The 25,273-nt window shown below is 57.7% G+C and carries 24 protein-coding genes; 17 read left to right on the forward strand and 7 right to left on the reverse strand.

Going from position 1 to position 25,273, the window contains the following annotated elements; genetic code table 11:
• Window positions 1–79 precede the first annotated feature (79 nt).
• Entirely contained in the window at window positions 80–1,726 is a 1,647-nt protein-coding gene (locus SIK97_RS25910) for an amidohydrolase (RefSeq protein WP_025108406.1), read from the reverse strand.
• 132 nt (window positions 1,727–1,858) lie between these two features.
• Between SIK97_RS25910 and SIK97_RS25915 the strand changes: the two genes are divergently transcribed.
• The 9 genes from SIK97_RS25915 (at window position 1,859) to corA (ending at window position 10,400) form a co-directional block, all read left to right on the forward strand.
• A complete protein-coding gene (locus SIK97_RS25915) occupies window positions 1,859–3,319 on the forward strand; it encodes a PLP-dependent aminotransferase family protein (RefSeq protein WP_014227466.1) in 1,461 nt (486 codons plus the stop codon).
• A 163-nt stretch (window positions 3,320–3,482) separates the two neighbouring features.
• A complete protein-coding gene (gene lptM / locus SIK97_RS25920) occupies window positions 3,483–3,686 on the forward strand; it encodes an LPS translocon maturation chaperone LptM (protein ID WP_009651708.1) in 204 nt (67 codons plus the stop codon).
• A gap of 25 nt (window positions 3,687–3,711) precedes the next feature.
• Window positions 3,712–4,536 (forward strand): diaminopimelate epimerase, encoded by an 825-nt coding sequence (dapF, locus tag SIK97_RS25925; protein WP_004127458.1) that lies wholly within the window; start codon window positions 3,712–3,714, stop codon window positions 4,534–4,536.
• The gene (locus SIK97_RS25930; RefSeq protein ID WP_025108404.1) at window positions 4,533–5,240 is read left to right on the forward strand and encodes a DUF484 domain-containing protein; all 708 of its coding nucleotides are present in this window, start codon (window positions 4,533–4,535) and stop codon (window positions 5,238–5,240) included. Before dapF ends, SIK97_RS25930 begins: the two co-directional genes overlap by 4 nt.
• On the forward strand, window positions 5,237–6,139 hold the full coding sequence (gene xerC, locus SIK97_RS25935; RefSeq protein WP_009651718.1) for a tyrosine recombinase XerC: 903 nt from the start codon (window positions 5,237–5,239) through the stop codon (window positions 6,137–6,139). Before SIK97_RS25930 ends, xerC begins: the two co-directional genes overlap by 4 nt.
• The gene (gene yigB, locus SIK97_RS25940; RefSeq protein ID WP_032747362.1) at window positions 6,139–6,855 is read left to right on the forward strand and encodes a 5-amino-6-(5-phospho-D-ribitylamino)uracil phosphatase YigB; all 717 of its coding nucleotides are present in this window, start codon (window positions 6,139–6,141) and stop codon (window positions 6,853–6,855) included. Before xerC ends, yigB begins: the two co-directional genes overlap by 1 nt.
• A gap of 77 nt (window positions 6,856–6,932) precedes the next feature.
• Window positions 6,933–9,095, forward strand: a complete 2,163-nt coding sequence (gene uvrD / locus SIK97_RS25945) for a DNA helicase II (RefSeq protein WP_032747365.1) — start codon at window positions 6,933–6,935, stop codon at window positions 9,093–9,095.
• Window positions 9,096–9,243: 148 nt separating this feature from the next.
• Entirely contained in the window at window positions 9,244–9,300 is a 57-nt protein-coding gene (gene ysgD / locus SIK97_RS29750) for a YsgD/CorL family protein (RefSeq protein WP_349817343.1), read from the forward strand.
• 149 nt (window positions 9,301–9,449) lie between these two features.
• Window positions 9,450–10,400: a magnesium/cobalt transporter CorA gene (gene corA, locus SIK97_RS25950; RefSeq protein ID WP_004097564.1), complete on the forward strand. Its 951-nt coding sequence runs from the start codon at window positions 9,450–9,452 to the stop codon at window positions 10,398–10,400.
• 41 nt (window positions 10,401–10,441) lie between these two features.
• On the opposite strand, the gene rarD is transcribed toward corA, so the two are convergent.
• Window positions 10,442–11,335 (reverse strand): EamA family transporter RarD, encoded by an 894-nt coding sequence (rarD, locus tag SIK97_RS25955; protein WP_014227470.1) that lies wholly within the window; start codon window positions 11,333–11,335, stop codon window positions 10,442–10,444.
• Window positions 11,336–11,384: 49 nt separating this feature from the next.
• Window positions 11,385–11,849, reverse strand: coding sequence for an acyl-CoA thioesterase YigI (yigI, locus tag SIK97_RS25960; RefSeq protein ID WP_004097567.1), 465 nt, complete (start codon window positions 11,847–11,849; stop codon window positions 11,385–11,387).
• A 155-nt stretch (window positions 11,850–12,004) separates the two neighbouring features.
• On the opposite strand from yigI, the gene pldA reads away from it, so the two are divergent.
• The 3 genes from pldA (at window position 12,005) to rhtC (ending at window position 15,456) form a co-directional block, all read left to right on the forward strand.
• Window positions 12,005–12,877: a phospholipase A gene (pldA, locus tag SIK97_RS25965; protein ID WP_004097569.1), complete on the forward strand. Its 873-nt coding sequence runs from the start codon at window positions 12,005–12,007 to the stop codon at window positions 12,875–12,877.
• A 67-nt stretch (window positions 12,878–12,944) separates the two neighbouring features.
• Window positions 12,945–14,771 (forward strand): ATP-dependent DNA helicase RecQ, encoded by a 1,827-nt coding sequence (recQ, locus tag SIK97_RS25970; RefSeq protein ID WP_004097570.1) that lies wholly within the window; start codon window positions 12,945–12,947, stop codon window positions 14,769–14,771.
• A 61-nt stretch (window positions 14,772–14,832) separates the two neighbouring features.
• Window positions 14,833–15,456, forward strand: a complete 624-nt coding sequence (gene rhtC / locus SIK97_RS25975; protein WP_004097571.1) for a threonine export protein RhtC — start codon at window positions 14,833–14,835, stop codon at window positions 15,454–15,456.
• A gap of 41 nt (window positions 15,457–15,497) precedes the next feature.
• Here rhtC and SIK97_RS25980 read toward each other — a convergent pair whose 3' ends face one another.
• A complete protein-coding gene (locus SIK97_RS25980; RefSeq protein ID WP_047722755.1) occupies window positions 15,498–16,418 on the reverse strand; it encodes an Rpn family recombination-promoting nuclease/putative transposase in 921 nt (306 codons plus the stop codon).
• Window positions 16,419–16,580: 162 nt separating this feature from the next.
• Window positions 16,581–17,201: a homoserine/homoserine lactone efflux protein gene (rhtB, locus tag SIK97_RS25985; RefSeq protein WP_014227472.1), complete on the reverse strand. Its 621-nt coding sequence runs from the start codon at window positions 17,199–17,201 to the stop codon at window positions 16,581–16,583.
• A gap of 109 nt (window positions 17,202–17,310) precedes the next feature.
• Between rhtB and pldB the strand changes: the two genes are divergently transcribed.
• The 3 genes from pldB to SIK97_RS26000 all read left to right on the forward strand — a co-directional run bounded on the left by pldB (window position 17,311) and on the right by SIK97_RS26000 (window position 20,135).
• Window positions 17,311–18,303: a lysophospholipase L2 gene (gene pldB / locus SIK97_RS25990; protein ID WP_004097574.1), complete on the forward strand. Its 993-nt coding sequence runs from the start codon at window positions 17,311–17,313 to the stop codon at window positions 18,301–18,303.
• A gap of 43 nt (window positions 18,304–18,346) precedes the next feature.
• Window positions 18,347–19,147, forward strand: coding sequence for a sugar/pyridoxal phosphate phosphatase YigL (gene yigL / locus SIK97_RS25995; protein ID WP_025108397.1), 801 nt, complete (start codon window positions 18,347–18,349; stop codon window positions 19,145–19,147).
• A gap of 88 nt (window positions 19,148–19,235) precedes the next feature.
• Entirely contained in the window at window positions 19,236–20,135 is a 900-nt protein-coding gene (locus tag SIK97_RS26000; RefSeq protein WP_025108396.1) for a carboxylate/amino acid/amine transporter, read from the forward strand.
• On the opposite strand, the gene metR is transcribed toward SIK97_RS26000, so the two are convergent.
• Window positions 20,023–20,976, reverse strand: coding sequence for an HTH-type transcriptional regulator MetR (gene metR, locus SIK97_RS26005; protein ID WP_004097578.1), 954 nt, complete (start codon window positions 20,974–20,976; stop codon window positions 20,023–20,025). The genes SIK97_RS26000 and metR overlap by 113 nt on opposite strands.
• 232 nt (window positions 20,977–21,208) lie before the next feature.
• Between metR and metE the strand changes: the two genes are divergently transcribed.
• A complete protein-coding gene (gene metE / locus SIK97_RS26010) occupies window positions 21,209–23,470 on the forward strand; it encodes a 5-methyltetrahydropteroyltriglutamate--homocysteine S-methyltransferase (protein ID WP_047722753.1) in 2,262 nt (753 codons plus the stop codon).
• 206 nt (window positions 23,471–23,676) lie between these two features.
• Window positions 23,677–24,366, forward strand: a complete 690-nt coding sequence (locus SIK97_RS26015; RefSeq protein WP_032747379.1) for a transporter substrate-binding domain-containing protein — start codon at window positions 23,677–23,679, stop codon at window positions 24,364–24,366.
• A gap of 3 nt (window positions 24,367–24,369) precedes the next feature.
• Here the strand turns inward: SIK97_RS26015 and SIK97_RS26020 are convergent, their stop codons facing one another.
• The gene (locus SIK97_RS26020; protein WP_004097582.1) at window positions 24,370–25,182 is read right to left on the reverse strand and encodes a dienelactone hydrolase family protein; all 813 of its coding nucleotides are present in this window, start codon (window positions 25,180–25,182) and stop codon (window positions 24,370–24,372) included.
• Window positions 25,183–25,273: the final 91 nt, after the last annotated feature.

Below are 25,273 nucleotides of genomic sequence, written 5' to 3' on the forward strand. Positions count from 1 at the left end.
CCTTGATGCAATGTGAATGATTTTGTGCAATAGCTATCCGCCCGACGTCGCCGCCGGGTGGATAATGTTCGCAACAGGTTTACTGGATTTGCTGTTTCTTACCGCCCAGCACGGTGCCCCAGACCTTCACATCTTTAAGCTGAACCGGCTCGATGGCCTGCGGATCCTCTTCCAGCACGGTGAAGTCGGCATATTTACCGCATTCGATGCTGCCGATCAGATGGTCCATTTTCATGGTCCACGCTGCGCCGAGGGTCATCGCGTGCAGCGCTTGATCGACGGAGATTTTTTCCGCTTCGCCCAGTACGCGCCCGGATGCCGTCAGGCGGTTCACCGCGCACCAGCCGGTGAACAGCGGGTTGATGGGGGTGATGCCGCAATCGCTGTGGAAGGCGAAAGGAATACCGTGGCGCACCGCGCTGCCGCAGGCGTCCATACGCATTGCGCGCTCCGGGCCCATGGTTTTGCTGTAGTGCTGATCGCCCCAGTAATAGATGTGGTTGCTGAAAAAGTTCACGCCCATACCCATCTCTTTGATGCGTTTGAACTGATCTTCACGCAGCATCTGCGCGTGCTGCATCACCGCGCGGTGGTTCACTGCCGGAATACGATTCAGGGTTTTCTCGACGGCTTTAATGAACGCTTCCGAGGCCTCGTCGCCGTTACAGTGGCAGTGAACCTGGTAGCCGCGGGACATGATGTCGTAGACCTGCTGCTCCACCTCTTCCGGCGTGGCGTTCCACGCGCCGTTGTGGCCATCCAGATAATAGAAGGGCTCCAGCATCCGTCCTGACCCACCCTGGATAGAGCCGTCGAGGAAGATTTTCATCGGGCCGAAGTGCATTTTTTCGTGCCCGTGACGCATGACGTCCGGGGCGAAATCCAGCGCTTCCTGGAAGGGTTTTTTGACGAAAGGAGGACCGTAGGCCACCAGCAGACGAATCGGGAAGTCCTCTTCACGGGTCATGCGGATGTAGTTGGTCATCAGCTCGGGATTGCTGAAATCGGTCAGACCCATATCGGCTGCGCTGGTGCAGCCTGCGCGAAACGCTTCCTGGCCGAAATTGGCGATGGCGATTTCGGTGGTGAGTTCGTCCCAGAAACCATATTTATTCAGGATTGGCCCCATGGCGGCGAACTCCACCAGCTCGCCGTGCAGCGTCCCGTCCTGATTTTTCACCACGCCTTCGATCTGGCAGTCGTCAAATATTCCGCAGTCGTGCAGAGCGGCGGTATTGGCGCCCATCAGGTGGATGCTCATATGGATAACCGCGACCGGACGGGTGGTTGAGACGCGGTCCAGATGTTCGCGACCCAGCTTTTCGCTGCCGAAATAAATGGGATCAACGCCCCATGCGATCAGCGGCGCGTGCGGATCGGTCATCTCACGTTCCACCGCCTGCAGTGCGCTGACGACGTCGTCAAAAGAGCGGCAGCCTTTCCAGACTTTACCGGTATGGTCCGGGCGATCGTAGTAACCCACATAGGGGAATTGCCACATACCGCCGCCGGTGACGTGCGAGTGGGCTTCAATCAGGCCGGGCATTAACACTTTATCGGCAAAGGTCTCGTCCAGCTGGTATTCGCCAAAGCCGGTGAGTTCTTCAAGCGTGCCGGTGCCTAAAATACGGTCGCCGCGCACCGCGACATGGGTGGTCTCCGGGCGGTTCGGGCACATCGTAATGATTTTTTTAGCGGCAAAAATCGTGATTTCTGATGCTGACATAGTAGGCTCAATCATTCAGGGTTCAGAGAGCGATGAAAGGCGTCGCTTTCATCATGAGTATTAATGCGCCTATGCTAATTGTCATATTGGATGTATAACAGGACCAAAAACCCACGATATTAAGGTGCCAATTTGTCGGTTGCTCTGCCTTTTGATTTAACGGGAATAAAGCTGGATGCTGGCAGAAAGCGTAGCGAGCAGCTTTATCGCGCCCTGAGAGAGAAGATGGTGAATACGCCCGGTCTTCACGGGGCTAAACTACCCGCGACGCGTGAGCTGGCGCGGCTGCTGGGGGTTTCTCGCAATACGGTGGTCTCGGTCTACGAGCGTTTATATGCCGATGATTTAATTGAAACCCGACAGGGCGACGGCACCTATATACGTTATCGCGGGCAGGAGGTTGACGAAGGCCCCGACGTCCCTGAAATTCCTGCCTTACGCGTCGACTCGCGCCTGCCGCTGACGGCGCGGTTTAATCGCCATTTTGTGCACGATGGCCCGCCGAAGGCTTTTCGCATCGGCATGCCCGCGATTGACCATTTCCCGTTTGATACCTGGTCGCGCCTGCAAAACCGCTTCTGGCGGCGGCGACCCATTGCGCAAATGGGTTACGGCGTTCCGGCGGGCGATTTACAGCTGCGCGAGCTTATCGCCAGCTATCTGCATACCTCGCGCGGCCTGAAGTGCGATCCGGCTCAGGTGATTATTACCCTTGGCGCACAACAGGCGATAATGCTCTGTTCCGCGCTGCTGCTGCGCGTCGGGCAGGACGTCATTATGGAAAACCCCTGCCACTGGGCGGCGGCGGGCGTATTCTCCTGCCTTGGTTTGAATATTAAAGCGATTAACGTTGATGATGAGGGGCTTCAGACGGCGCAGTTGACGGATTATCCCGACGCCCGGATGGTCTACGTGAGCCCGTCATGCCAGTACCCGACGGGCGCGACGCTCTCGCTATCGCGGCGGATGACGCTGCTGGAGTGGGCCAGAAAGCATCAGGCGTGGATTATGGAGGATGATTACGACGGCGAGTATCGCTATAACGGCACGCCGCTGATGCCGCTCGCCGCGCTGGATAACCGCCATCGGGTGATTTATATCGGTTCGTTTTCTAAAGTGATGTATCCCGCGCTACGCCTGGGCTACATGGTGGTTCCGCAACAGCTGGTGGAACCGCTGAACCTGCTGCGTACGCTATCCACCCGCCAGCCGCCAATGAACGACCAGCAGGTGATGGCGAGCTTTATTTCGGAGGGGCATTTCCAGCCTCATATCCGGCGAATGCGCAGAATTAGTAAAAGCCGTCGCGATCTGCTGCTGGCCGAGTGGAATCAGCATCTGAGCCATATTGGCGTGATGCCGGAAGTGGCCTCGGGGCTACATGCGGCGATTACGCTGGATGATGCTGAAACAGAAACCCGTCTCGTTAGCCAGGCCCAGGCGGCAGGCGTGGAAATTACGCCGCTGAGCGCATTGTGGATCCCCGGTACGCCTGAAAGCCGCCATCATTACGGCGTGGTGCTGGGATTTGCCGGCGTGATGGAAGCGGATATTGTGCAGTCGATACAGGCGCTAAAAAAATGCTGGCAGTGACCCTGCTAAAATGAATCATCAGCGTATATCTACCAACGCGTTTGCGCTGTAACCCTGGTGGAAAGCCGCTTTTCAGATGTCATAAAGCTGCCCTAAACGCTTGCTTTTACGTCTTCTCCTGCGATGATAGAAAACAGAAAGAATGAATTACGGGCTACTATCCATGAAAAACGTTTTCCCAGCGCTTGCCGTTTTATTTGCGGTCCTCAGCCTCACCGGCTGTGGTCTGAAAGGGCCGCTCTATTTCCCGCCAGCGGATAAAACGGCGCCTCCGCCGACTAAACCGGTTGATAGCGGTATCCAGAGCTCTACGCCGGATCGTAACGATCGCGGTGATAGCGGTGGTCCGACCCAGGTGAATTACTGACAGTTCCGCGCTGCTGGAGTAGATGATGCAGTTCTCTAAAATGCATGGCCTTGGCAATGACTTTATGGTTGTTGACGCGGTAACTCAGAATGTTTTTTTCTCACCGGAACTGATTCGTCGTCTGGCGGATCGGCATCTTGGCGTGGGCTTCGATCAGCTGCTGGTGGTTGAGCCGCCCTACGATCCGGAGCTCGACTTCCACTATCGCATCTTCAATGCCGACGGTAGCGAGGTGGCTCAATGCGGCAACGGCGCGCGCTGTTTCGCCCGCTTTGTGCGCCTGAAAGGCCTGACCAATAAACGTGACATCCGCGTCAGTACCTCGAACGGCCGTATGGTATTAAGCGTAACGGAAGACGATCTGGTGCGCGTGAATATGGGTGAGCCAAACTTCGAACCGTCGCAGGTGCCGTTCCGCGCCAACAAAGCGGAAAAGACCTATATCATGCGCGCCGCTGAACAGACAGTATTGTGCGGCGTGGTGTCGATGGGCAACCCGCACTGCGTTATTCAGGTCGATGATGTGGAAACCGCGACGGTGGAAACGCTCGGCCCGGTGATGGAAAACCACGAGCGCTTCCCGGAGCGGGCGAACATCGGCTTTATGCAGGTGGTCAGCCGCTCCCATATTCGCCTGCGCGTGTATGAACGCGGCGCGGGTGAAACGCAGGCCTGCGGCAGCGGCGCCTGCGCGGCGGCGGCAGTCGGTATCCAGCAGGGATTACTGGGCGAGGAGGTCCGCGTGGAATTACCCGGTGGGCGTCTTGATATCGCCTGGAAAGGTCCGGGCCAACCGCTGTATATGACTGGCCCGGCGGCACATGTCTATGACGGATTTATTCATTTATGAAACAAGTCGGGGAAGAACAGCAGGAACTCGCCAGCGAGCTGAACGATCGCGCAGTGGTGGACTATCTGTTGCAACATCCTGAATTCTTTATTCGTAATGCGGCGCTGGTGGAGCATATGTCGGTGCCGCATCCGGTACGTGGTTCGGTCTCGCTGGTGGAATGGCACATGGCGCGGGCGCGGAACCATATCAACGTGCTGGAAGAGAATATGACGCTGCTGATGGCCCAGGCGACGGCTAACGAAAGCCTGTTTCAGCGCCTGTTTGATCTCCAGACGCGGCTGGCGGCGGCCGATAGCCTTGATGAAATGCTGAACCGCTTTCATCGCTGGGCGCGCGAGCTGGGGCTGGCGGGCGCGACGGTGCGCCTGTTTCCCGACAGCTGGCGGCTCGGCGCGCCCTCCAAATTCACTCATCTGGCGATAAGCCGTCAGGCGTTTGAGCCTATTCGCATTCAGCGTCTTGGGCAACAGCGCCATTATCTTGGCCCATTAAACGGCCCGGAACTGCTGGTGGTGCTGCCGGAAGCAAAAGCCGTGGGTTCGGTGGCGATGTCGCTGCTGGGAGGGGATGAAGCGCCCGGCGTGATGCTGTTCAGCAGTCGCGACCCTCAGCACTATCAGCAAGGTCAGGGAACGCAGCTTTTGCAGGAAATTGCGTCGATGCTCCCGGGGTTGCTGGAGCGCTGGATCGAGCGCGCATGACCGACTCGCCGCTGTTTACGCCCGTAGAACGCTTTTTACGCTATCTCGGCGTGGAGCGTCAGCTGAGCCCGATAACGCTGCTGAACTACCGCCGCCAGCTTGAGACGCTTATCGCGCTGGCGGATAGCGCCGGGCTGAAAAGCTGGCAGCAGTGCGATGCTGCCCAGGTCCGTAGCCTGGCGGTGCGCAGCCGTCGCCAGGGGCTGGGGCCAGCCAGCCTGGCTTTACGTCTCTCCGCCTTACGCAGCTTCTTTGACTGGCTGGTGAGCCAGGGCGAACTGGCCGCGAATCCGGCGAAGGGGATTTCGGCGCCGAAAACACCGCGCCATTTACCAAAAAATATCGACGTCGACGACGTTAACCGACTGCTGGATATCGATCTTAACGATCCGCTGGCGGTACGCGACAGGGCGATGCTGGAAGTGATGTACGGCGCGGGACTGCGTCTCTCGGAGCTGGTGAATCTCGACATTAAGCACCTCGATCTGGAATCCGGCGAGGTGTGGGTGATGGGCAAAGGCAGCAAAGAGCGCCGCCTGCCGATTGGCCGCAACGCGGTGGTGTGGATTGAGCACTGGCTCGACCTGCGCGGCCTGTTCGGCGCTGATGAAGACGCCTTGTTCTTATCAAAGCTGGGTAAGCGAATTTCCGCGCGTAACGTGCAAAAGCGCTTTGCCGAATGGGGCATTAAGCAGGGCCTCAACAGCCACGTGCATCCGCATAAGCTGCGCCACTCTTTCGCGACCCATATGCTGGAGTCGAGCGGCGATCTGCGCGGGGTGCAGGAGCTGCTGGGTCATGCGAATCTGTCCACCACTCAAATTTATACCCATCTTGATTTTCAACACCTTGCGTCGGTGTACGATGCGGCGCATCCGCGCGCCAAACGGGGGAAATAATGCGTTTTTACCGACCTCTGGGCCAGATTTCAGCACTGACATTTGACCTGGACGATACCCTTTATGACAACCGTCCGGTGATTGACCGAACGCTGCATGAGTCGCTGAGCTTTGTGCGCAGCTACCACCCGTCGCTGAGTCAATTTGACGCCAGCGAACTCAACCGGCTGCGCCAGACGCTGCTGGAGTCAGAGCCGGAAATTTACCACGATGTCACCGAGTGGCGCCGCCGCGCGCTGGAGCTGGGGATGATCAACGCCGGGCTTTCTGCGGCGCTGGCGAAAACGGGGGCCGAGGAAGCGATGGCGAACTTCGCCCACTGGCGCAGCCTGGTCGATGTCCCGCAGGAGACGCACGATACGCTGGCGCAGCTGGCGGAAAAGTGGCCGCTGGTGGCCATTACCAACGGCAATGCCCGGCCGGAACTTTTTGGCCTGAGCGACTACTTCCGCTTCGTGCTGCGCGCCGGTCCGGACGGGCGTTCTAAACCTTTTGCCGATATGTATCATCTGGCGGCAGAACGGCTGGCGCTGCCGCTGGGGCAGATTCTGCACGTTGGTGACGATCTGACGACCGACGTGGCGGGCTCCATTCGCTGCGGCATGCAGGCCTGTTGGATCAAACCGCAGGGCGCAGACCTGATGCGCACCGCCGACAGCCGCCTGTTACCGCACATCGAAATTTCACGGTTGGCATCTCTGACCTCGCTGATATAATCGTCAGTAGTTCTGTATAAATTAACAGTAGCCCGGTGGACTGAACGTTGCCGGGCGTCTCATTTCCGGCGGTGCCAATGGACGTTTCTTATCTGCTCGACAGCCTTAATGACAAACAGCGTGAAGCCGTTGCGGCATCACGTACTAACATGCTGGTTCTGGCAGGCGCGGGCAGCGGTAAGACGCGCGTACTGGTACACCGCATCGCCTGGCTGCTGAGCGTTGAGCACTGTTCCCCTTACTCCATTATGGCGGTGACCTTTACCAACAAAGCGGCGACGGAAATGCGCCATCGTATTGGCCAACTGATGGGTACCACCCAGGGCGGTATGTGGGTCGGCACTTTCCACGGATTGGCGCACCGGCTGCTGCGCGCTCATCACCTTGACGCCAACCTGCCGCAGGACTTCCAGATCCTCGACAGCGAAGACCAGCTGCGCCTGCTCAAGCGTCTGATTAAGGCGATGAATCTCGATGAGAAGCAGTGGCCGCCGCGTCAGGCGATGTGGTACATCAACGGCCAGAAAGATGAAGGGCTGCGCCCGCACCATATACAGAGCTACGGTAACCCGGTTGAGCAGACCTGGCAGAAGGTTTATCAGGCCTACCAGGAGGCCTGCGATCGGGCGGGGCTGGTGGATTTCGCCGAACTGCTGCTGCGCGCCCACGAACTGTGGCTCAACAAGCCGCACATTCTTCAGCACTACCGCGAGCGCTTTACCAATATCCTGGTGGACGAATTTCAGGATACCAACAACATTCAGTACGCGTGGATCCGCCTGCTGGCGGGCGATACTGGCAAGGTGATGATCGTCGGCGATGACGATCAGTCCATTTACGGCTGGCGCGGCGCGCAGGTGGAGAACATCCAGCGCTTCCTCAACGATTTCCCCGGCGCGGAAACTATCCGTCTCGAGCAAAACTATCGCTCGACCAGCAATATCCTCAGCGCGGCCAACGCCCTGATTGAAAACAACAGCGGGCGCCTGGGGAAAAAGCTGTGGACCGACGGCGCCGACGGCGAGCCGATTTCGCTCTACTGCGCGTTTAACGATCTTGATGAGGCGCGCTTTGTCGTCAACCGCATCAAAACCTGGCAGGAAAACGGCGGGGCGCTGGAGCAGTGCGCGATTCTGTATCGCAGCAACGCCCAGTCGCGCGTGCTGGAAGAGGCGCTGCTGCAGGCCAGCATGCCGTATCGTATTTATGGCGGCATGCGCTTCTTCGAACGCCAGGAGATCAAAGATGCGCTCTCCTATCTGCGCCTGATCGCCAATCGTAATGACGACGCGGCCTTTGAGCGCGTGGTGAATACCCCGACGCGCGGTATCGGCGATCGCACGCTGGATGTGGTGCGCCAGACCTCGCGCGACCGTCAGCTGACGCTGTGGCAGGCCTGTCGCGAGCTGTTAAAAAATAAAGTGCTTGCCGGACGCGCCGCCAGCGCCCTGCAGCGTTTTATGGAGCTCATTGACGCCCTGGCGCAGGAAACCGCCGATATGCCGCTGCACGTGCAGACCGATCGGGTGATTAAAGACTCCGGCCTGCGCATGATGTACGAGCAGGAGAAAGGCGAGAAAGGCCAGACGCGCATTGAAAACTTAGAGGAGCTGGTGACGGCAACGCGCCAGTTCAGCTACAACGAAGAAGATGAAGATTTGATGCCGCTGCAGGCGTTCCTCTCGCATGCGGCGCTGGAAGCGGGAGAAGGGCAGGCGGATACCTGGCAGGATGCGGTACAGCTGATGACCCTGCACTCGGCGAAAGGGCTGGAGTTCCCGCAGGTCTTTATCGTCGGCGTGGAAGAGGGGATGTTCCCGAGCCAGATGGCGCTTGATGAGGGCGGTCGCCTGGAAGAAGAACGCCGTCTGGCCTACGTCGGCGTCACCCGTGCGATGCAGAAGCTCACGCTGACCTATGCGGAAACCCGCCGCCTGTATGGCAAAGAGGTTTATCACCGTCCGTCGCGCTTTATCGGCGAGCTGCCGGAGTCGTGCGTGGAAGAGGTGCGGCTGCGCGCCACGGTGAGCCGTCCGGTCAGCCATCAGCGGATGGGGACGCCGATGGCGGAAAACGACACCGGCTATAAGCTGGGCCAGCGCGTGCGCCATGCCAAGTTTGGCGAAGGCACGATCGTGAACCTCGAAGGCAGCGGCGAACACAGCCGCCTGCAGGTTGCGTTTCAGGGGCAGGGGATTAAATGGCTGGTCGCGGCGTATGCCCGGCTTGAAACAGTGTAACAGTAAGAAAAGTATCATTATTTTGTAATATTCTGCTACCTTTATACGTTAAGGAGCTTGATTTGCTCTTTAGCGTTCCGTTGCGTGTTGACGCCGTTTTTGCGCTGGCGTAACATGCGCGCACGATTACGCTAAGAGGACATTCGCCTTGGACACACCCAGTAGATGCTGGCTCAATTTCCTGCCCATCAGGAACAACTCCTAAGGCTATCCTCTTATGCTGATAGCCTTAGCGGTTGTCGGCGACCCGTTCTATTCCCGTCGCTCTGAGTCAGGCTTAATGGTCTGAAACCCAAATTGTTTCTGTGTGCCCACCGAACTGTCCGATAATTTTTTGCATTGGGAGTCCCGGTCATGCTGAGCGCATTTCAACTGGAAAACAATCGTTTAACACGTCTGGAAGCCGACGAGATCAAGCACCTCGCCAGTTCGGTGTGGGTCGATCTGGTCGAGCCTGACGACGATGAACGAAGCCGCGTGCAAACGGAATTGGGTCAGAACCTGGCGACGCGCCCGGAGCTGGAAGACATCGAAGCGTCAGCGCGTTTCTTTGAGGATGAAGACGGCCTGCATATCCACTCATTTTTCTTTTTTGAAGATGCTGAGGATCACGCCGGTAACTCTACCGTCGCGTTTACTATCCGCGAAGGGCGTCTGTTCACCCTGCGCGAACGGGAGCTGCCCGCTTTCCGCCTGTATCGCATGCGCGCCCGCAGCCAGTCGATGGTGGACGGCAACGCTTACGAGCTGCTGCTGGACCTGTTCGAAACCAAAATCGAGCAGCTGGCGGATGAAATTGAAAACATCTATAGCGACCTGGAAAAGCTCAGCCGGGTGATCATGGAAGGCCGTCAGGGCGATGATTACGACGAGGCGCTCTCGACGCTGGCGGAGCAGGAAGATATCGGCTGGAAAGTCCGCCTGTGTCTGATGGATACCCAGCGCGCGCTGAACTTCCTCGTGCGCAAAGCCCGCCTTCCGGCCGGTCAGCTGGAGCAGGCGCGTGAGATCCTGCGCGACATCGAATCCCTGCTGCCGCACAACGAGTCGCTGTTCCAGAAGGTTAACTTCCTGATGCAGGCGGCGATGGGTTTTATCAACATTGAGCAGAACCGCATCATCAAGATCTTCTCGGTGGTCTCCGTGGTGTTCCTGCCGCCGACGCTGGTGGCTTCCAGCTATGGGATGAACTTTGAGTTTATGCCCGAGCTGCACTGGAGCTTTGGCTATCCCGGCGCGATTGTCTTTATGATGCTCGCCGGCCTGGCGCCGTATCTGTACTTTAAGCGTAAAAACTGGCTGTAAAAAAAGGAGCTTCGGCTCCTTTTTTGCGTACCAGCTTGGCTTTATGCCCTACGCGTACGGCGTATTGTGTAAACCGCATCCATCACGAAAATCGCCAGCGCCACCCAGATAAAGGCGAAGGTTACCATTTTATCCGCGCCCGGCACTTCGCCGTAGAAGGTTACCGCCAGCAGGAACATCAGCGTCGGGCCGATATACTGGAAAAATCCCAGCGTGGAGAGGCGCAGGCGGGTTGCCGCGCCGGTAAAGCACAGCAGCGGGATGGTGGTGACCACGCCCGCCGCCATCAGTAGCAGGTTCAGCGACCACGGATTCTGCCCCATGTGGCTGGTCGGGCTATCGGCAATACCAAACAGATAAATCGCGGCGACCGGCAGCAGCCAGAGCGTCTCAAACAGCATCCCGGTTTGCGCATCCACGGCGATCTTTTTACGCAGCAGGCCGTAAAAAGCGAAGCTGAACGCCAGGCCCAGCGCGATAATCGGCAGCGAGCCGAAGGTCCAGAGCTGTACCAGCACGCCGCAGGCGGCCAGCAGCACCGCCAGCCACTGCATCCGGCGAAAGCGCTCCCCGAGGAAGATCATCCCCAGCAGAATATTCACCAGCGGATTGATAAAATAGCCCAGGCTGGCTTCCAGCATATGATGGTTATTCACCGCCCAGATAAACAGCAGCCAGTTGCCGCCCACCAGCACCGCAGAGAGCGCCAGCAGGAACACCTTTTTCGGCGTTTTCAGCAGCCTTTTGACCTGCGGCCACTGACGGCTGATGCTGATCAGCGCGACCATGAAGAAGAAGGACCAGATCACGCGGTGAGTCAGAATTTCATCGGCGGGAACATAGTAGATAAGCTTGAAGTACGCCGGTGCGATACCCCAGATAAAATAGGCGGCCAGGGCCAGAAGAATCCCCACCCGCGTTTGTTTAGCGTCCATCGGTACAAATCCATTGCCAAAGAGAGAGATGTTACTCGATTTAGGCCGATCAACCCACCATATACGTCGCCGTGGCGCTGGCGATATACACCTGCTCTTCGTTATGCAGCTCGACGCGGGCCACCGCCACTTTATTACCGGCTCGCAGCAGGCTGCTGGTGGCGGTAAAGCGTTCCCCGCGGCCCGGACGCAGGTAGTCGACGCGCAGATCGATAGTGCCCATCCGCGACAGGCGCTGGCGCAGCTCTTCTTCATTGATGGTGTCGTGGCGAGTCAGCGTGCTGCCGACGCATACCAGCCCCGCAGCGACGTCCAGCGCTGAGGCGATCACGCCGCCATGTAAAATGCTCTGCGCCCAGTTGCCCACCATCATCGGCTGATTGTTGAAACTCAGCTGGGCAAACTCCTTTTCATAGCGCTCCAGCTCCAGCCCTAAGGCACGATTAAACGGCATATGGTAGACGAAGATCTCTCCCACCAGCTTCAGGGCGGCGGCGGCGGTCAGTTCAGACATAACAACACTTCCATAAGTTAATGAAATGTTGATTTTATGCTTCTAAAATATTGATTTCTACTTTAAGAACGGATAACAGGTCAGATGCCGCATAAATAGGTAGAATGCTGCCTGGGTTAAACAGAAATAATAAATATCCATCCAGGAGAACAGCAATGCGTATCTCTTTGGCCTGCCTGCTGGCGCTTGTTGCGCTTCCGGCCGGCGTTCTGGCGCAGGACGCGCCGGTGAATAAACAGGTCCACGACGCTCCGGTCGTTCGCGGGAGCATTATCGCCAACCTGTTACAGGACCATGATAATCCGTTCCTGCTCTATCCCTACGAGAGCAACTATCTGCTCTATACGTGGACCAGCGATCTCAATAAAGAAGCGATTCGGAGCTACGACTGGGCCGAAAATGCGCGTAAAGATGAAGTGAAGTTCCAGCTCAGCCTGGCGTTTCCGCTGTGGCGAGGGATCCTCGGTGAGAATTCGCTGCTGGGCGCTTCTTATACGCAAAAATCCTGGTGGCAGCTCTCCAACAGCAAAGAGTCCGCGCCGTTTCGCGAAACCAACTATGAGCCGCAGCTGTTCCTCGGGTTTGCGACCGATTACTCGTTCGCCGGCTGGACGCTGCGCGACGTTGAGATGGGTTATAACCACGACTCTAACGGCCGTTCCGATCCCACCTCCCGCAGCTGGAACCGCCTCTATACCCGGCTGATGGCGCAAAACGGCAACTGGCTGGTTGAGGTGAAGCCCTGGTACGTGATTGGCAGCACCGACGATAATCCGGATATCACCAAATATATGGGGTATTACCGGCTGAAAGTGGGCTATCAGCTGGGCGACGCCATCCTCAGCGCCCAGGGGCAATATAACTGGAATACCGGCTACGGCGGCGCCGAGCTTGGGGTGAGCTATCCGATCACCAAACACGTGCGCGTCTATACTCAGGTCTATAGCGGTTATGGCGAGTCGCTCATCGATTATAACTTCAATCAGACCCGCGTCGGCGTCGGGCTGATGCTCAACGATCTGTTTTAATCGTTGCACTCTGGCTCTCAGGCGCTGAAAATAGCGCCTGTTTTCTTTTCAGGCATATGGGGTCAACGTGGCGCAGGCGGAAGTATTGAATCAGGAATCGCTGGCTAAGCAGGTTTTACAAGAGACCTTCGGCTACCAGCAGTTTCGCCCGGGCCAGGAAACCATTATCGATACGGCGTTGGCCGGGCGCGATTGCCTGGTGGTGATGCCAACCGGCGGCGGCAAGTCGCTGTGTTATCAGGTTCCGGCGCTGGTACTGGGCGGTCTCACCGTCGTGGTGTCGCCGCTTATTTCCTTGATGAAGGACCAGGTCGATCAGCTGCTGGCTAACGGCGTGGCGGCGGCGTGCCTGAACTCAACCCAGAGCCGGGAGCAGCAGCAGGAGGTGATGGCCGGCTGCCGCAGCGGGCAGATTCGCCTGCTGTATATCGCCCCGGAGCGCCTGATGCTGGATAACTTCCTTGAGCATCTTACGCACTGGAATCTGTCGATGGTGGCGGTAGACGAGGCGCACTGTATTTCCCAGTGGGGGCACGATTTCCGTCCGGAATACGCCGCGTTAGGGCAGCTGCGCCAGCGGATACCGCAAATCCCGTTTATGGCGCTGACCGCTACCGCCGATGACACGACGCGTCGCGACATTGTTCGCCTGCTGGATCTAAACGACCCGCTCATTCAGGTCAGCAGCTTCGACCGACCCAACATCCGCTATATGCTGATGGAGAAGTTTAAGCCGCTGGATCAGCTGATGCGCTACGTGCAGGACCAGCGCGGTAAGTCGGGCATTATCTACTGCAATAGCCGCTCAAAAGTGGAAGACACCGCCGCTCGCCTGCAAAGCCGCGGCATCAGCGCCGCGGCCTATCACGCCGGGCTGGAAAACCATATCCGCGCCGACGTGCAGGAGAAATTCCAGCGCGACGACCTGCAAATCGTGGTGGCGACGGTAGCCTTCGGTATGGGTATCAACAAACCGAACGTCCGTTTTGTGGTGCATTTCGATATCCCCCGCAATATTGAATCCTATTACCAGGAGACCGGGCGCGCCGGGCGCGATGGGCTGCCTGCCGAGGCGATGCTGTTTTACGATCCGGCGGATATGGCGTGGCTCCGACGCTGCCTTGAGGAGAAACCCGCCGGGCCGCTGCAGGACATTGAACGCCATAAGCTCAACGCGATGGGGGCCTTTGCCGAAGCGCAAACCTGCCGCCGTCTGGTGCTGCTCAACTACTTTGGCGAGGGGCGCCAGGAGCCCTGCGGCAACTGCGATATCTGCCTCGATCCGCCGAAACAGTACGACGGTTTAATGGACGCGCGTAAGGCGCTGTCGACGATTTACCGCGTCAATCAGCGCTTTGGTATGGGCTACGTGGTGGAAGTGCTGCGCGGCGCCAATAACCAGCGTATTCGCGATATGGGGCACGACAAGCTGCCGGTCTACGGCATTGGGCGCGAACAGAGCCACGAGCATTGGGTCAGCGTGATCCGTCAACTTATTCATTTAGGCCTGGTTACGCAGAATATAGCCCAGCACTCTGCGCTACAGCTTACCGAGGCCGCGCGTCCGGTCCTGCGCGGCGACGTGACGCTACAGCTTGCCGTGCCGCGTATTGTGGCGCTGAAGCCGAAAGCGATGCAGAAATCCTTTGGCGGTAATTACGATCGCAAGCTGTTCGCCAAGCTGCGCAAACTGCGTAAGGCGATTGCCGACGAAGAGAATATCCCGCCCTACGTGGTGTTTAACGATGCGACGCTAATTGAAATGGCTGAGCAAACGCCGCTGACGGCCGGGGAGATGCTCAGCGTCAACGGCGTTGGCACGCGTAAGCTCGAGCGTTTTGGTAAAGAGTTTATGGCCCTGATCCGCGCGCACGTGGATGGCGATGATGAGTAGTCAGCCAGACGAAAAAGTGTAAATATAGTTTTCGTCCTGACTATTTCCCTGCGAGTTAATTATGTTGACGCTTTTTTTCACCGTGGCGCTGGTGCATATCATTGCGCTGATGAGTCCTGGCCCGGACTTCTTCTTTGTTTCACAAACCGCCGTTAGCCGCTCCCGCAAAGAGGCGATGATGGGCGTGCTGGGGATCACCTGCGGAGTAATGGTATGGGCGGGCGTAGCGCTGCTCGGCCTGAACCTGATTATCGAGAAGATGGCCTGGCTGCATACCATTATTATGGTCGGCGGCGGTCTGTATCTGTGCTGGATGGGTTTCCAGATGCTGCGCGGCGCGCTGAAAAAAAGCGAAGCGGCAGCGGCGGTAGAGCCTCAGGTCGAACTGGCGCGCAGCGGCCGGAGCTTCCTGAAAGGGCTGCTGACCAATCTGGCTAACCCAAAAGCGATTATCTATTTTGGCTCCGTGTTCTCGCTGTTTGTCGGCGACAGCGTCAGTTCCGGCGCGCGCTGGGGGATTTTCCTGCTGATTGTTCTGGAGACGCTGGCCTGGTTTACGGTGGTCGCCAGCCTGTTCGCCCTACCGGGCATGCGCCGCGGCTATCAGCGGATGGCGAAGTGGATCGACGGCATTGCCGGTACTCTGTTTGCCGGGTTTGGTATTCACCTGATTATTTCGCGCTAAGCGTTCTGCGGCCCGCCCAAGGGTTATGGGCGGGCCGGATATTAATGACGCAGCTGCTGCAAATCGTCGGACGTCAGACCGGTCATTTCCATAACCGCAGTAGTATCAATGCCCCGCTCGAGCATGGCCTTTGCGACGTTAAGAAGCGCAGCGCGTTTGCCCTCTTTTATGCCCTCTTTTATGCCTTCCTTAATGCCCTTCTGCATACCTTCCTCAAGCCACTTTTCTGCCAGAGTCATCAGTACACCTCCATGTTGCGGCACCCGCTGTGCCAGCTCATATAATAGCGGCCGAACATCCTGCTCTTCTCCCGCCTGGGCCATATATTTTATCAGTACGGTAATTTGTTGTCTGCTCATCTGTTCCAGCAACAGCAGGCTGGTGAGCTTGTCGACGAGCTCGGCCATATCGCGCTGCCATATATGCTTTTGTACCAGCGTCAGGGCCGCCATACTCCGGTGCTCCATGATTTCGTCATCGGGAATAACGGTGATGTCCACCAGCGGAAAGGCGGTGGAGTAAATCTGGCGCGCAGTATCCGGATCGGCAAAGTTCTCCAGCCAGTCCAGCGACCAGGGATAGGGGCTTCGCCGTCCCTGATAAAAAAGAATCGGGATCACCAGAGGTAGCGTTTTATGCCCTTCTTCTATGTGCCGCTGCATAGCAGCGATGGCATAGCGCATTAAACGAAACGCCATTAATTTATCTGGCGAACTTTGATGTTCAATCAGAACGTGAACATAGCCGCAACCACTGGTCGTTTCCAGAGAATAGAGGATATCGCTGTAGAAGGGGCGCAGATCATCTTCAATAAAGCTTCCTGACTCAAGGCGTAGGGTATCCAGTTTGCAAATTTGCATGAGTGAGGGGGGCAGATGGATCTCGATAAAATCCCGTGCGGTTTCCACACGGGAGAGAAAAGTTCTGAATACCGCATCGTGAGGGGTTGCCGCTTCCGCCATCGTTTTCGTCCATGAAGAAGAGAATCTGGCGGCATTCTGGCACTGGCGCTGCGAGTTCAACAGCGGGCAAAAAAATTATCTTTGTTCTTTGCCCGCCTGCTCGGCTGAGGATGTCGCTATACCCGCAAAGCTAACGATAATTTGCGAGCGTGCTTCCATCCATCAGGCGTGGCGCGCGGAGGCCAGCAGGGCGCCGACCAGCATAAACAGCGATCCAAAAACCTTGTTTAGCGCCTTCATCTGTTTGGGCCCTTTGATCCACGCGGCGATGCGCTGCGCCAGCGTGGCGTAGCCAATCATCACGATAATATCGACTACGATGGTGGTGACGCCGAGCACGAGGTACTGCATCACCTGGGGCTGGTGCGGTACGATAAACTGCGGGAAGAGCGCGGCGAGGAACACGATGCTTTTTGGGTTGGTCAGGTTGACGAACACCGCGCGCTTAAAGAGTTTGCCGCGGCTCTGCGCTTGCGCAAGGGTATTCAGATCGAGAGAACCCGCGGCTCGCCACTGCTGAATGCCGAGCCAGATAAGATAAGCGGCGCCCGCCCATTTCAGGATTTCAAAGGCCAACAGCGAACGGGAAAAAAGCGTACCCAGGCCAACGCCCACCAGCACGATATGAATGCCGAGCCCGGTCTGTAGCCCGGCAATAGAAGCCGCCGCGCCGCGATAACCGTGGTTGATTGAGGTGGTCATGGTATTTATCGCCCCGGATCCCGGCGACAGGCTGAGAATAAGAGATGTCAGCAGATAGGCAAACCACCACTCGAACGTCATGAGAAACTCCCTGATTGTCTGTTTTTATGCCACAATACGCTATTGTGTAAGCATTGTGTGATGCACGATAAAAAAACGATTTTCAGCGGTTATCAGGGGTGTAAGCCCGATGTTTTTGCAGCAAAAGGACTGGGAAACACGAGAAAACGCGTTTGCGGCCTTTACCATGGGGCCACTGACCGATTTCTGGCGTCAGCGGGAAGAGGCTGAATTTACGGGCGTGGATAACGTTCCGGTGCGCTTTGTTCGCTTCTGCGCCAAAAGTCATGACCGGGTCGTGGTTATTTGTCCGGGTCGCATTGAAAGCTACGTTAAGTACGCCGAACTGGCTTACGATCTTTTCCGCAGCGGTTTTGACGTGATGATTATCGATCATCGCGGCCAGGGGCGCTCCGGACGCATGCTTTCAGATACCCACCGCGGGCACGTCGTTAATTTCAGCGATTACGTCGACGATCTCGCCGCGTTCTGGCAGCAGCAGGTGGCGCCCGGACGCTGGCGGAAACGGTTTATACTGGCCCACTCCATGGGCGGCGCCATTGCGACGCTATTTTTGCAGCGCTACCACCAGCATTGCGACGCGATGGCGCTCTGTGCGCCGATGTTCGGCATCGTTATGCGCCTGCCTGACTGGATGGTGCGCCATATTCTCGATTGGGCTGAGGGCCATCAGCGCATTCGTGAAGAGTATGCCCTCGGTACCGGCCGCTGGCGGGCGCTGCCCTTTGCGGTTAACGTACTGACGCACAGCCGTCAACGCTATCGCCGCAACCTGCGCTTTTACGCCGATGAGCCGCAGCTGCGGGTCGGCGGGCCGACGTTCCACTGGGTGCGCGAGGGGATCCTCGCCGGCGAAGAGGTGCTGGCCGGTGCGGAGAAAGACGTCACGCCAACATTATTGCTCCAGGCGGAAGAAGAGCGGGTGGTCGATAACCGTATGCACGATCGCTACTGTGAACTTCGCGCCGCTGGCGGTCATCCCTGTGAAGGGGATAAGCCGTTTGTCATAGAAGGGGCATACCATGAGATCCTTTTTGAAAAGGACGCAATGCGCTCGGTCGCGCTAAACGCTATCGTCGATTTTTTTGGTCGACACACTTAATCCGGCGAAACGCTCGTCGCCCTGCTTAGAGGTTAAAATTTTTATGTACCAGGTTGTTGCGTCTGATTTAGATGGCACGCTGCTTTCTCCCGATCACTGCTTAACTCCTTACGCCAAAGAGACGCTGAAGCTGCTTACCGCACGCGGTATCAACTTCGTGTTCGCGACCGGCCGCCACTATATCGATGTTGGGCAAATTCGCGATAATCTCGGCATTAAATCCTATATGATCACCTCGAACGGCGCTCGCGTGCACGATAGCGAAGGGAAGCAGATCTTCGCCCACAACCTTGACCGCGATATCGCCGCCGACCTGTTCGAAATGATGCGTAACGATCCGGCGATTGTGACCAACGTCTATCGCGAAGATGAGTGGTATATGAATCGCCATCGTCCGGAAGAGATGCGCTTCTTCAAAGAGGCGGTGTTTAACTACAAGCTGTACGAGCCGGGCGAGCTGGATCCTGAAGGGATCAGCAAAGTCTTTTTCACCTGCGATAAGCATGAGCATCTGCTGCCGCTGGAGCAGGCGATCAACGCCCGCTGGGGCGATCGGGTGAACGTGAGCTTCTCTACCGTTACCTGCCTCGAAGTGATGGCGGGCGGCGTGTCGAAAGGGCATGCGCTGGAGGCCGTGGCGAAGATGCTCGGCTATAGCCTGAAAGAGTGTATCGCCTTCGGCGACGGTATGAACGATGCGGAAATGCTGTCAATGGCGGGCAAGGGCTGCATTATGGCCAACGCGCACCAGCGGCTGAAAGACCTGCATCCTGAGCTGGAAGTGATTGGCAGCAACGTCGATGACGCCGTTCCCCACTACCTGCGTAAACTCTATCTTGACTAAAAAAGATTGACGATTGTTTAATTAACGAGCAGTCGTCAACCTATCACTCCGCTACAATGCGTGTTCTTTACTCTATGAGACATTCATTGTGGCGCTACTGATTATCACCACCATTCTGTGGGCCTTTTCCTTTAGCCTGTATGGCGAATACCTGGCAGGCCACGTCGACAGCTATTTTGCGGTGCTGGCGCGCGTTGGCCTGGCGGCGCTGGTGTTTTTGCCCTTCCTGCGCACCCGCGGGCAGAGCCTGTCAACCATCGGCCTGTATATGCTGGTGGGGGCGATGCAGCTCGGCATTATGTATATGCTGAGTTTCCAGGCCTATCTGTACCTGACGGTATCGGAGCTTCTGCTGTTTACCGTCCTGACGCCGCTCTATATCACGCTGATTTACGATGTGATGAGCCGCCGTCGCCTGCGCTGGGGCTACGCCTGCAGCGCGCTGCTGGCGGTAATCGGCGCGGGCATCATCCGTTATGACCAGGTGACCAACCATTTCTGGACCGGTTTGATCCTGGTTCAACTCTCCAATATCAGCTTCGCGATTGGCATGGTGGGGTACAAGCGCCTGATGGAAACGCGTCCGATGCCGCAGCATAACGCCTTCGCCTGGTTCTACATCGGGGCGTTTCTGGTAGCGGCGGTTGCCTGGTCGATGCTGGGTAACGCGCAGAAAATGCCGGAAACTTCGCTACAGTGGGGCATCCTGGCCTTTCTTGGCGTGGCGGCATCCGGGATTGGTTACTTTATGTGGAACTACGGCGCCACCCAGGTGGATGCCGGTACGCTCGGCATCATGAACAATATGCACGTGCCTGCCGGGCTGCTGGTAAACCTGGCCATCTGGCAGACGCAGCCCCGCTGGCCGAGCTTTATTATTGGCGCTCTGGTGATCCTGGCCTCGCTATGGGTCCATCGACGCTGGGTCGCTCCGCACTCCGCACAAACGGTAAATGATCGCAAGCGTGGTTCCGCGCTGAGCGAATAAACGCCTCGGTAACCGGCTGGCGCTGCTCGCCGTCGCGCACCGCGGCGTACAGTCGGCTCCACAGTCCCTCGCCCAGGGTTTTGGTCACCACCAGGCCCTGGCGCTCAAAGCTTTCCACGACCCAGTGCGGCAGGGCGGCGATGCCCATTCGCGCCGCCACCATCTGAATTAACAGCAGCGTATTGTCGACGCTCTTCAGCTGCGGGCTAATCCCGGCAGGCTGCAGGAAGTGACGCCAGATATCCAGACGTGCGCGCTGGACCGGATAAATCAGCAGCATTTCAGTCGCTAAATCCTCGGGCGCGATGCGCGCCTTTGTCGCCAGCGGATGATCCGGCGCCATCACCAGGCGCACTTCGAAATCAAACATTGGCGAATAGTGCAGGCCGCTGCGCGGCAGGATATCGGAGGTCATCACCAGATCCAGCTCGCCCTGCTGCAGGCCCGGCTGCGGGTCGAAGATCACCCCGGACTGAAAGTCCACCTCTACATGCGGCCAGCGGGCGCGGAAACTCTCCAGCGCCGGAGTGAGCCACTGAATACAGCTATGGCATTCGATGGCGATACGCAGCCGGGTTTGCTGCGGCTCATTGCAATCCTGCAGGGCGCGGCTGATTTGCGGCAGGACCTGATTGGCCAGCTGCAGCAGGATCTCTCCCTGCGGCGTAAAGCGCAGCGGCTGACTTTTACGTACAAACAGACGGAAGCCGAGGCGCTGTTCCAGATCGCTGAACTGGTGGGACAAGGCGGATTGGGTCTGGTGCAGGGCCGCCGCCGCGCCTGCCAGAGAGCCGCTATTCCGCAACGCCTGGAGCGTTTTCAGGTGTTTAATTTCGATCATGAAAGTCCTTCACTTCGGCATGAATAATTTGCGCTTGAGGAATATACAGTAACTGCCAATTATGGATGTGTAAACATCTGGACGTCTAAATCCTTTATCTTTCGAATTTATGGCAGCGTTGGCTGCACTTCCTCACCCCAGTCACTTACTTCAGTAAGCTCCTGGGGATGAGCAAGTTTGCCGCCTTCCCTAAATCCGAAATCTTTCGGATTGCAATTATGAGGCTCAAAAAATGACAATTATTAACCACACCCTCGGTTTCCCTCGCATTGGCCTGCGCCGCGAGCTGAAGAAAGCGCAAGAAAGCTACTGGGCGGGCAATACCAGCCGCGAAGAACTGCTGGCCGTTGGCCGCGAACTGCGCGCTCGCCACTGGGAACAGCAGAAGCAGGCGGGCATTGACCTGCTACCGGTGGGCGATTTCGCCTGGTACGACCATGTTCTGACCACCAGCCTGTGGCTTGGCAACGTGCCGGCTCGTCATCAGAACAAAGACGGCTCCGTTGATATCGATACCCTTTTTCGCATAGGCCGCGGCCGCGCGCCGACCGGCGAACCGGCCGCGGCGGCGGAAATGACCAAATGGTTTAACACTAACTACCACTACATAGTGCCGGAATTTGTGAAGGGCCAGCAGTTCAAACTGAGCTGGAACCAGCTGTTGGATGAGGTGGACGAAGCGCTGGCGCTGGGCCACAAAGTGAAGCCCGTCCTGCTTGGGCCAGTCACCTATCTGTGGCTTGGTAAGGTGAAAGGCGAGTCGTTCGATCGTCTGAACCTGCTGAACGATATTCTGCCGGTTTACCAGCAGGTGCTGGCGGAGCTGGTAAAACGCGGCGTTGAGTGGGTGCAGATTGATGAACCGGCGCTGGTGCTCGAGCTGCCGCAGGCGTGGCTGGATGCCTTCAAACCGGCTTACGCGGCCCTTAGCGGTCAGCTTAAGCTGCTGCTGACTACCTACTTTGAAGGCATTACCGATAACCTCGACACCATTACCGCACTGCCGGTACAGGGCCTGCATGTGGATCTGGTCCACGGCCAGGACGATGTCGCCGAACTGCATAAGCGCCTGCCTGCCGACTGGCTGCTCTCCGCGGGGCTGATCAACGGCCGCAACGTCTGGCGCGCCGATCTGAGCGAGAAATACGCGCAGGTTAAAGATATCGTCGGCAAACGTGAACTGTGGGTAGCCTCTTCCTGCTCCCTGCTGCACAGCCCGATCGATCTGAACGTGGAAACGCGGCTCGATGCCGAAGTGAAGAGCTGGTTTGCCTTCGCCCTGCAAAAATGCCGGGAGCTGGCGCTGCTGCGCGATGCGCTGAACAGCGGCGACACCGCGGCGATTGCTGACTGGAGCGCGCCGATCCAGGCACGTCGCCAGTCAACCCGCGTGCACAACGCTGCGGTAGAGAAGCGTCTGGCGGCCATTACCGCTCAGGACAGCCAGCGTCAAAGCGTCTACGAAGTTCGCGCCGAAGCGCAGCGCGCCCGCTTTAAGCTGCCGGCCTGGCCAACCACCACCATCGGCTCCTTCCCCCAGACCACCGAGATCCGCGGCCTGCGCCTGGACTTCAAAAAGGGCAATCTCGATGCTAACCGCTACCGCACCGGCATCGCCGAACACATTAAGCAGGCGATCGTTGAGCAGGAGCGACTGGGGCTGGACGTGCTGGTACACGGTGAAGCCGAGCGTAACGATATGGTGGAATACTTCGGCGAACACCTGGACGGCTTTATTTTCACGCAGAACGGCTGGGTACAGAGCTACGGCTCCCGCTGCGTCAAACCGCCGGTGGTCATCGGCGATATCAGCCGCCCGGAGGCGATCACCGTCGAGTGGGCAAAATATGCTCAGTCCCTGACCGACAAACCGGTAAAAGGCATGCTGACCGGCCCGGTGACCATTCTTTGCTGGTCCTTCCCGCGTGAGGACGTCAGCCGTGAAACGATTGCGAAACAGATAGCCCTCGCGCTGCGCGATGAAGTGGCGGATCTGGAAGCCGCCGGTATCGGTATCATCCAGATCGACGAACCGGCCCTGCGGGAAGGCCTGCCGCTGAAGCGTAGCGACTGGGATGCGTATCTGGCATGGGGGGTGGAAGCTTTCCGTATCAATGCCGCGGTGGCGAAAGACGACACGCAGATCCACACCCATATGTGCTATTGCGAGTTCAACGACATCATGGATTCCATCGCCGCGCTGGATGCGGACGTGATTACCATCGAAACCTCGCGCTCTGATATGGAGCTGCTGGAGTCGTTCGAAGCGTTCGACTACCCGAATGAAATCGGGCCGGGCGTGTACGACATTCACTCCCCGAACGTGCCGAGCGTGGAGTGGATTGAAGCGCTGCTGGAAAAAGCCGCGCAGCGTATCCCGGCAGAGCGCCTGTGGGTGAACCCGGACTGCGGCCTGAAAACCCGCGGCTGGACGGAAACGCGCGCCGCGCTGGCCAACATGGTCAAGGCCGCGCAAAACCTGCGCCAGGCGTAATATAAATCACACTTGTGGGAGGCCCCGGCCTCCTTTTTTGGTTTCCTCTCTTCGCTGGCAAAACCGAATGCGAAGAACTGTTCGGCGTGAGGCGGCAGCGTCTGGACAACGTCCACCCGCTCCCGGCTGTTGCTCAGGACGGATGTCTTTGACTACAGTTAAGCGTTCCCTGAACCGAAGCTGTGATAACTCTCCTGAGGTGAAAGATGATTGAACACCACGATCAAAAAGGGTATTTGCGTTTTGCCATTAATCTGGGTAATCCGGTGCTTACGACACTGCTGCCGGATGGGTCTCCGGGGGGGATTACCGTCGAGCTGGCAAAGAAACTGGCTGCAGAGAGCCAGCGCGAAGCGCGGTTTGTGACCTGGCCGACGGCCGGGCAGGTAGTGGACGCGGCGCTGCAGGATCAATGGGATATCGCCTTTCTGGCTATCGACCCGGCGCGGGAAGATAAGCTTCGCTTTACGCCATCCTACGTCACTATCGAAAGCTCGCTGATGGTGAAAAAAGAGAGCCAGATTCAATCGGTTCAGGAGATGGACCGCGCAGGCGTGGTAATTAACGTGGGCAAAGGCGCGGCCTACGAGCTGTATCTGATTCGCACGCTGCAGCATGCGACGATGCGCCAGTACGCCACCTCACAGGAGGCTATTCAGGCATTTATCAACGGCGAAGGCGATTGGGTGGCCGGTATTCGCCAGCCTCTGGAGAAAGCTGCGCAGGAGAATCCGCAGTTTCGCGTTCTGACCGACAGCTTTAGCCAGATACACCAGGCGATATGCGTACCGCGCAATGCGACGCAGCACTATGAATTTATTTGCCGCCGCCTCTCTTCCTGGATAGCGGACGGTACTATTGCCGGGATGGTGAGCCGCCATATCGGCAATAGCTGATCGTTAACCGCGCTTACCGCCATACTGCGCAAACCAGGCCAGCATCCGCTGCCAGCCGTCTTTTGCCGACTCTTCATGATAGCTGGCGCGATAGTCGGCATTAAAAGCGTGGTCGGCGTGCGGGTAAACCACGATTTCCGCCGTGGCGTTGGCCGCCCGCAGCGCCTGACGCATCGTTTCCACCGTGTCCTGCGGGATGCTGTCATCTTTCGCGCCATAAAGCCCTAACACCGGCGCGTTAAGATCGACGGCAATATCGACCGGATGCTTCGGCGAATTCAGCGTTTTCTCGCCGACCAGCTTGCCGTACCAGGCGACGGCGGCTTTTAACTGCGGATTATGCGCAGCGTACAGCCAGGTAATACGCCCGCCCCAGCAGAAGCCGGTAATCAGCAAGCGATGGGCATCGCCGCCGTGGCGGTAGGCCCAGCTGGCCACGTGATCGAGGTCGGCCAGCACCTGAGAATCCGGCACCTTTTTGACCAGTCCCTGGAACAGAGAAGGGATGTCGCTGTAATCATTAGGATCGCCCTGGCGGAAGTAGAGTTCCGGTGCGATAGCCAGATACCCCTCCTTTGCCAGACGGCGGCAGATATCGCGGATATGTTCATGCACGCCGAAAATTTCCTGGACCACGATAACGACCGGCAGCGGACCGTCGACGCCGCGCGGGCGAGCATGGAACGCCGGCATGTTGTCTCCCTGTGAAGGGATGGATGTCTCCCCGGAGACGATGTTCTCATCTGATGTGTGAACGGCAGTTGAGGCGTGCGGCGTGGCTGCAGGTGCAAAGCCGGTTTGCTTAATTGTCGTCATGGTATTCTCCGTACCCTCAATTTATTAGCGCATCAATAACTATAGCTGCTCTGGACAGGACGTTAATCAAACACAGTGCCCGAAACAGGCT

The organism is Klebsiella sp. JN_Kp126 (assembly GCF_033843325.1).
GTDB classification, from domain to species: domain Bacteria; phylum Pseudomonadota; class Gammaproteobacteria; order Enterobacterales; family Enterobacteriaceae; genus Klebsiella; species Klebsiella michiganensis.

Coding starts and splice junctions, on each gene's coding strand:
- corA (WP_004097564.1), top strand. CDS start 9,450: ATGCTGAGCGCATTTCAACTGGAAAACAATCGTTTAACACGTCTGGAA.
- metE (WP_047722753.1), top strand. CDS start 21,209: ATGACAATTATTAACCACACCCTCGGTTTCCCTCGCATTGGCCTGCGC.
- yigI (WP_004097567.1), bottom strand. CDS start 11,849: ATGTCTGAACTGACCGCCGCCGCCGCCCTGAAGCTGGTGGGAGAGATC.
- yigB (WP_032747362.1), top strand. CDS start 6,139: ATGCGTTTTTACCGACCTCTGGGCCAGATTTCAGCACTGACATTTGAC.
- SIK97_RS26015 (WP_032747379.1), top strand. CDS start 23,677: ATGATTGAACACCACGATCAAAAAGGGTATTTGCGTTTTGCCATTAAT.
- dapF (WP_004127458.1), top strand. CDS start 3,712: ATGCAGTTCTCTAAAATGCATGGCCTTGGCAATGACTTTATGGTTGTT.
- pldA (WP_004097569.1), top strand. CDS start 12,005: ATGCGTATCTCTTTGGCCTGCCTGCTGGCGCTTGTTGCGCTTCCGGCC.
- uvrD (WP_032747365.1), top strand. CDS start 6,933: ATGGACGTTTCTTATCTGCTCGACAGCCTTAATGACAAACAGCGTGAA.
- lptM (WP_009651708.1), top strand. CDS start 3,483: ATGAAAAACGTTTTCCCAGCGCTTGCCGTTTTATTTGCGGTCCTCAGC.
- SIK97_RS25930 (WP_025108404.1), top strand. CDS start 4,533: ATGAAACAAGTCGGGGAAGAACAGCAGGAACTCGCCAGCGAGCTGAAC.
- rhtC (WP_004097571.1), top strand. CDS start 14,833: ATGTTGACGCTTTTTTTCACCGTGGCGCTGGTGCATATCATTGCGCTG.
- SIK97_RS26020 (WP_004097582.1), bottom strand. CDS start 25,182: ATGACGACAATTAAGCAAACCGGCTTTGCACCTGCAGCCACGCCGCAC.
- xerC (WP_009651718.1), top strand. CDS start 5,237: ATGACCGACTCGCCGCTGTTTACGCCCGTAGAACGCTTTTTACGCTAT.
- metR (WP_004097578.1), bottom strand. CDS start 20,976: ATGATCGAAATTAAACACCTGAAAACGCTCCAGGCGTTGCGGAATAGC.
- rhtB (WP_014227472.1), bottom strand. CDS start 17,201: ATGACGTTCGAGTGGTGGTTTGCCTATCTGCTGACATCTCTTATTCTC.
- rarD (WP_014227470.1), bottom strand. CDS start 11,335: ATGGACGCTAAACAAACGCGGGTGGGGATTCTTCTGGCCCTGGCCGCC.
- yigL (WP_025108397.1), top strand. CDS start 18,347: ATGTACCAGGTTGTTGCGTCTGATTTAGATGGCACGCTGCTTTCTCCC.
- SIK97_RS25980 (WP_047722755.1), bottom strand. CDS start 16,418: ATGGCGGAAGCGGCAACCCCTCACGATGCGGTATTCAGAACTTTTCTC.
- SIK97_RS25910 (WP_025108406.1), bottom strand. CDS start 1,726: ATGTCAGCATCAGAAATCACGATTTTTGCCGCTAAAAAAATCATTACG.
- pldB (WP_004097574.1), top strand. CDS start 17,311: ATGTTTTTGCAGCAAAAGGACTGGGAAACACGAGAAAACGCGTTTGCG.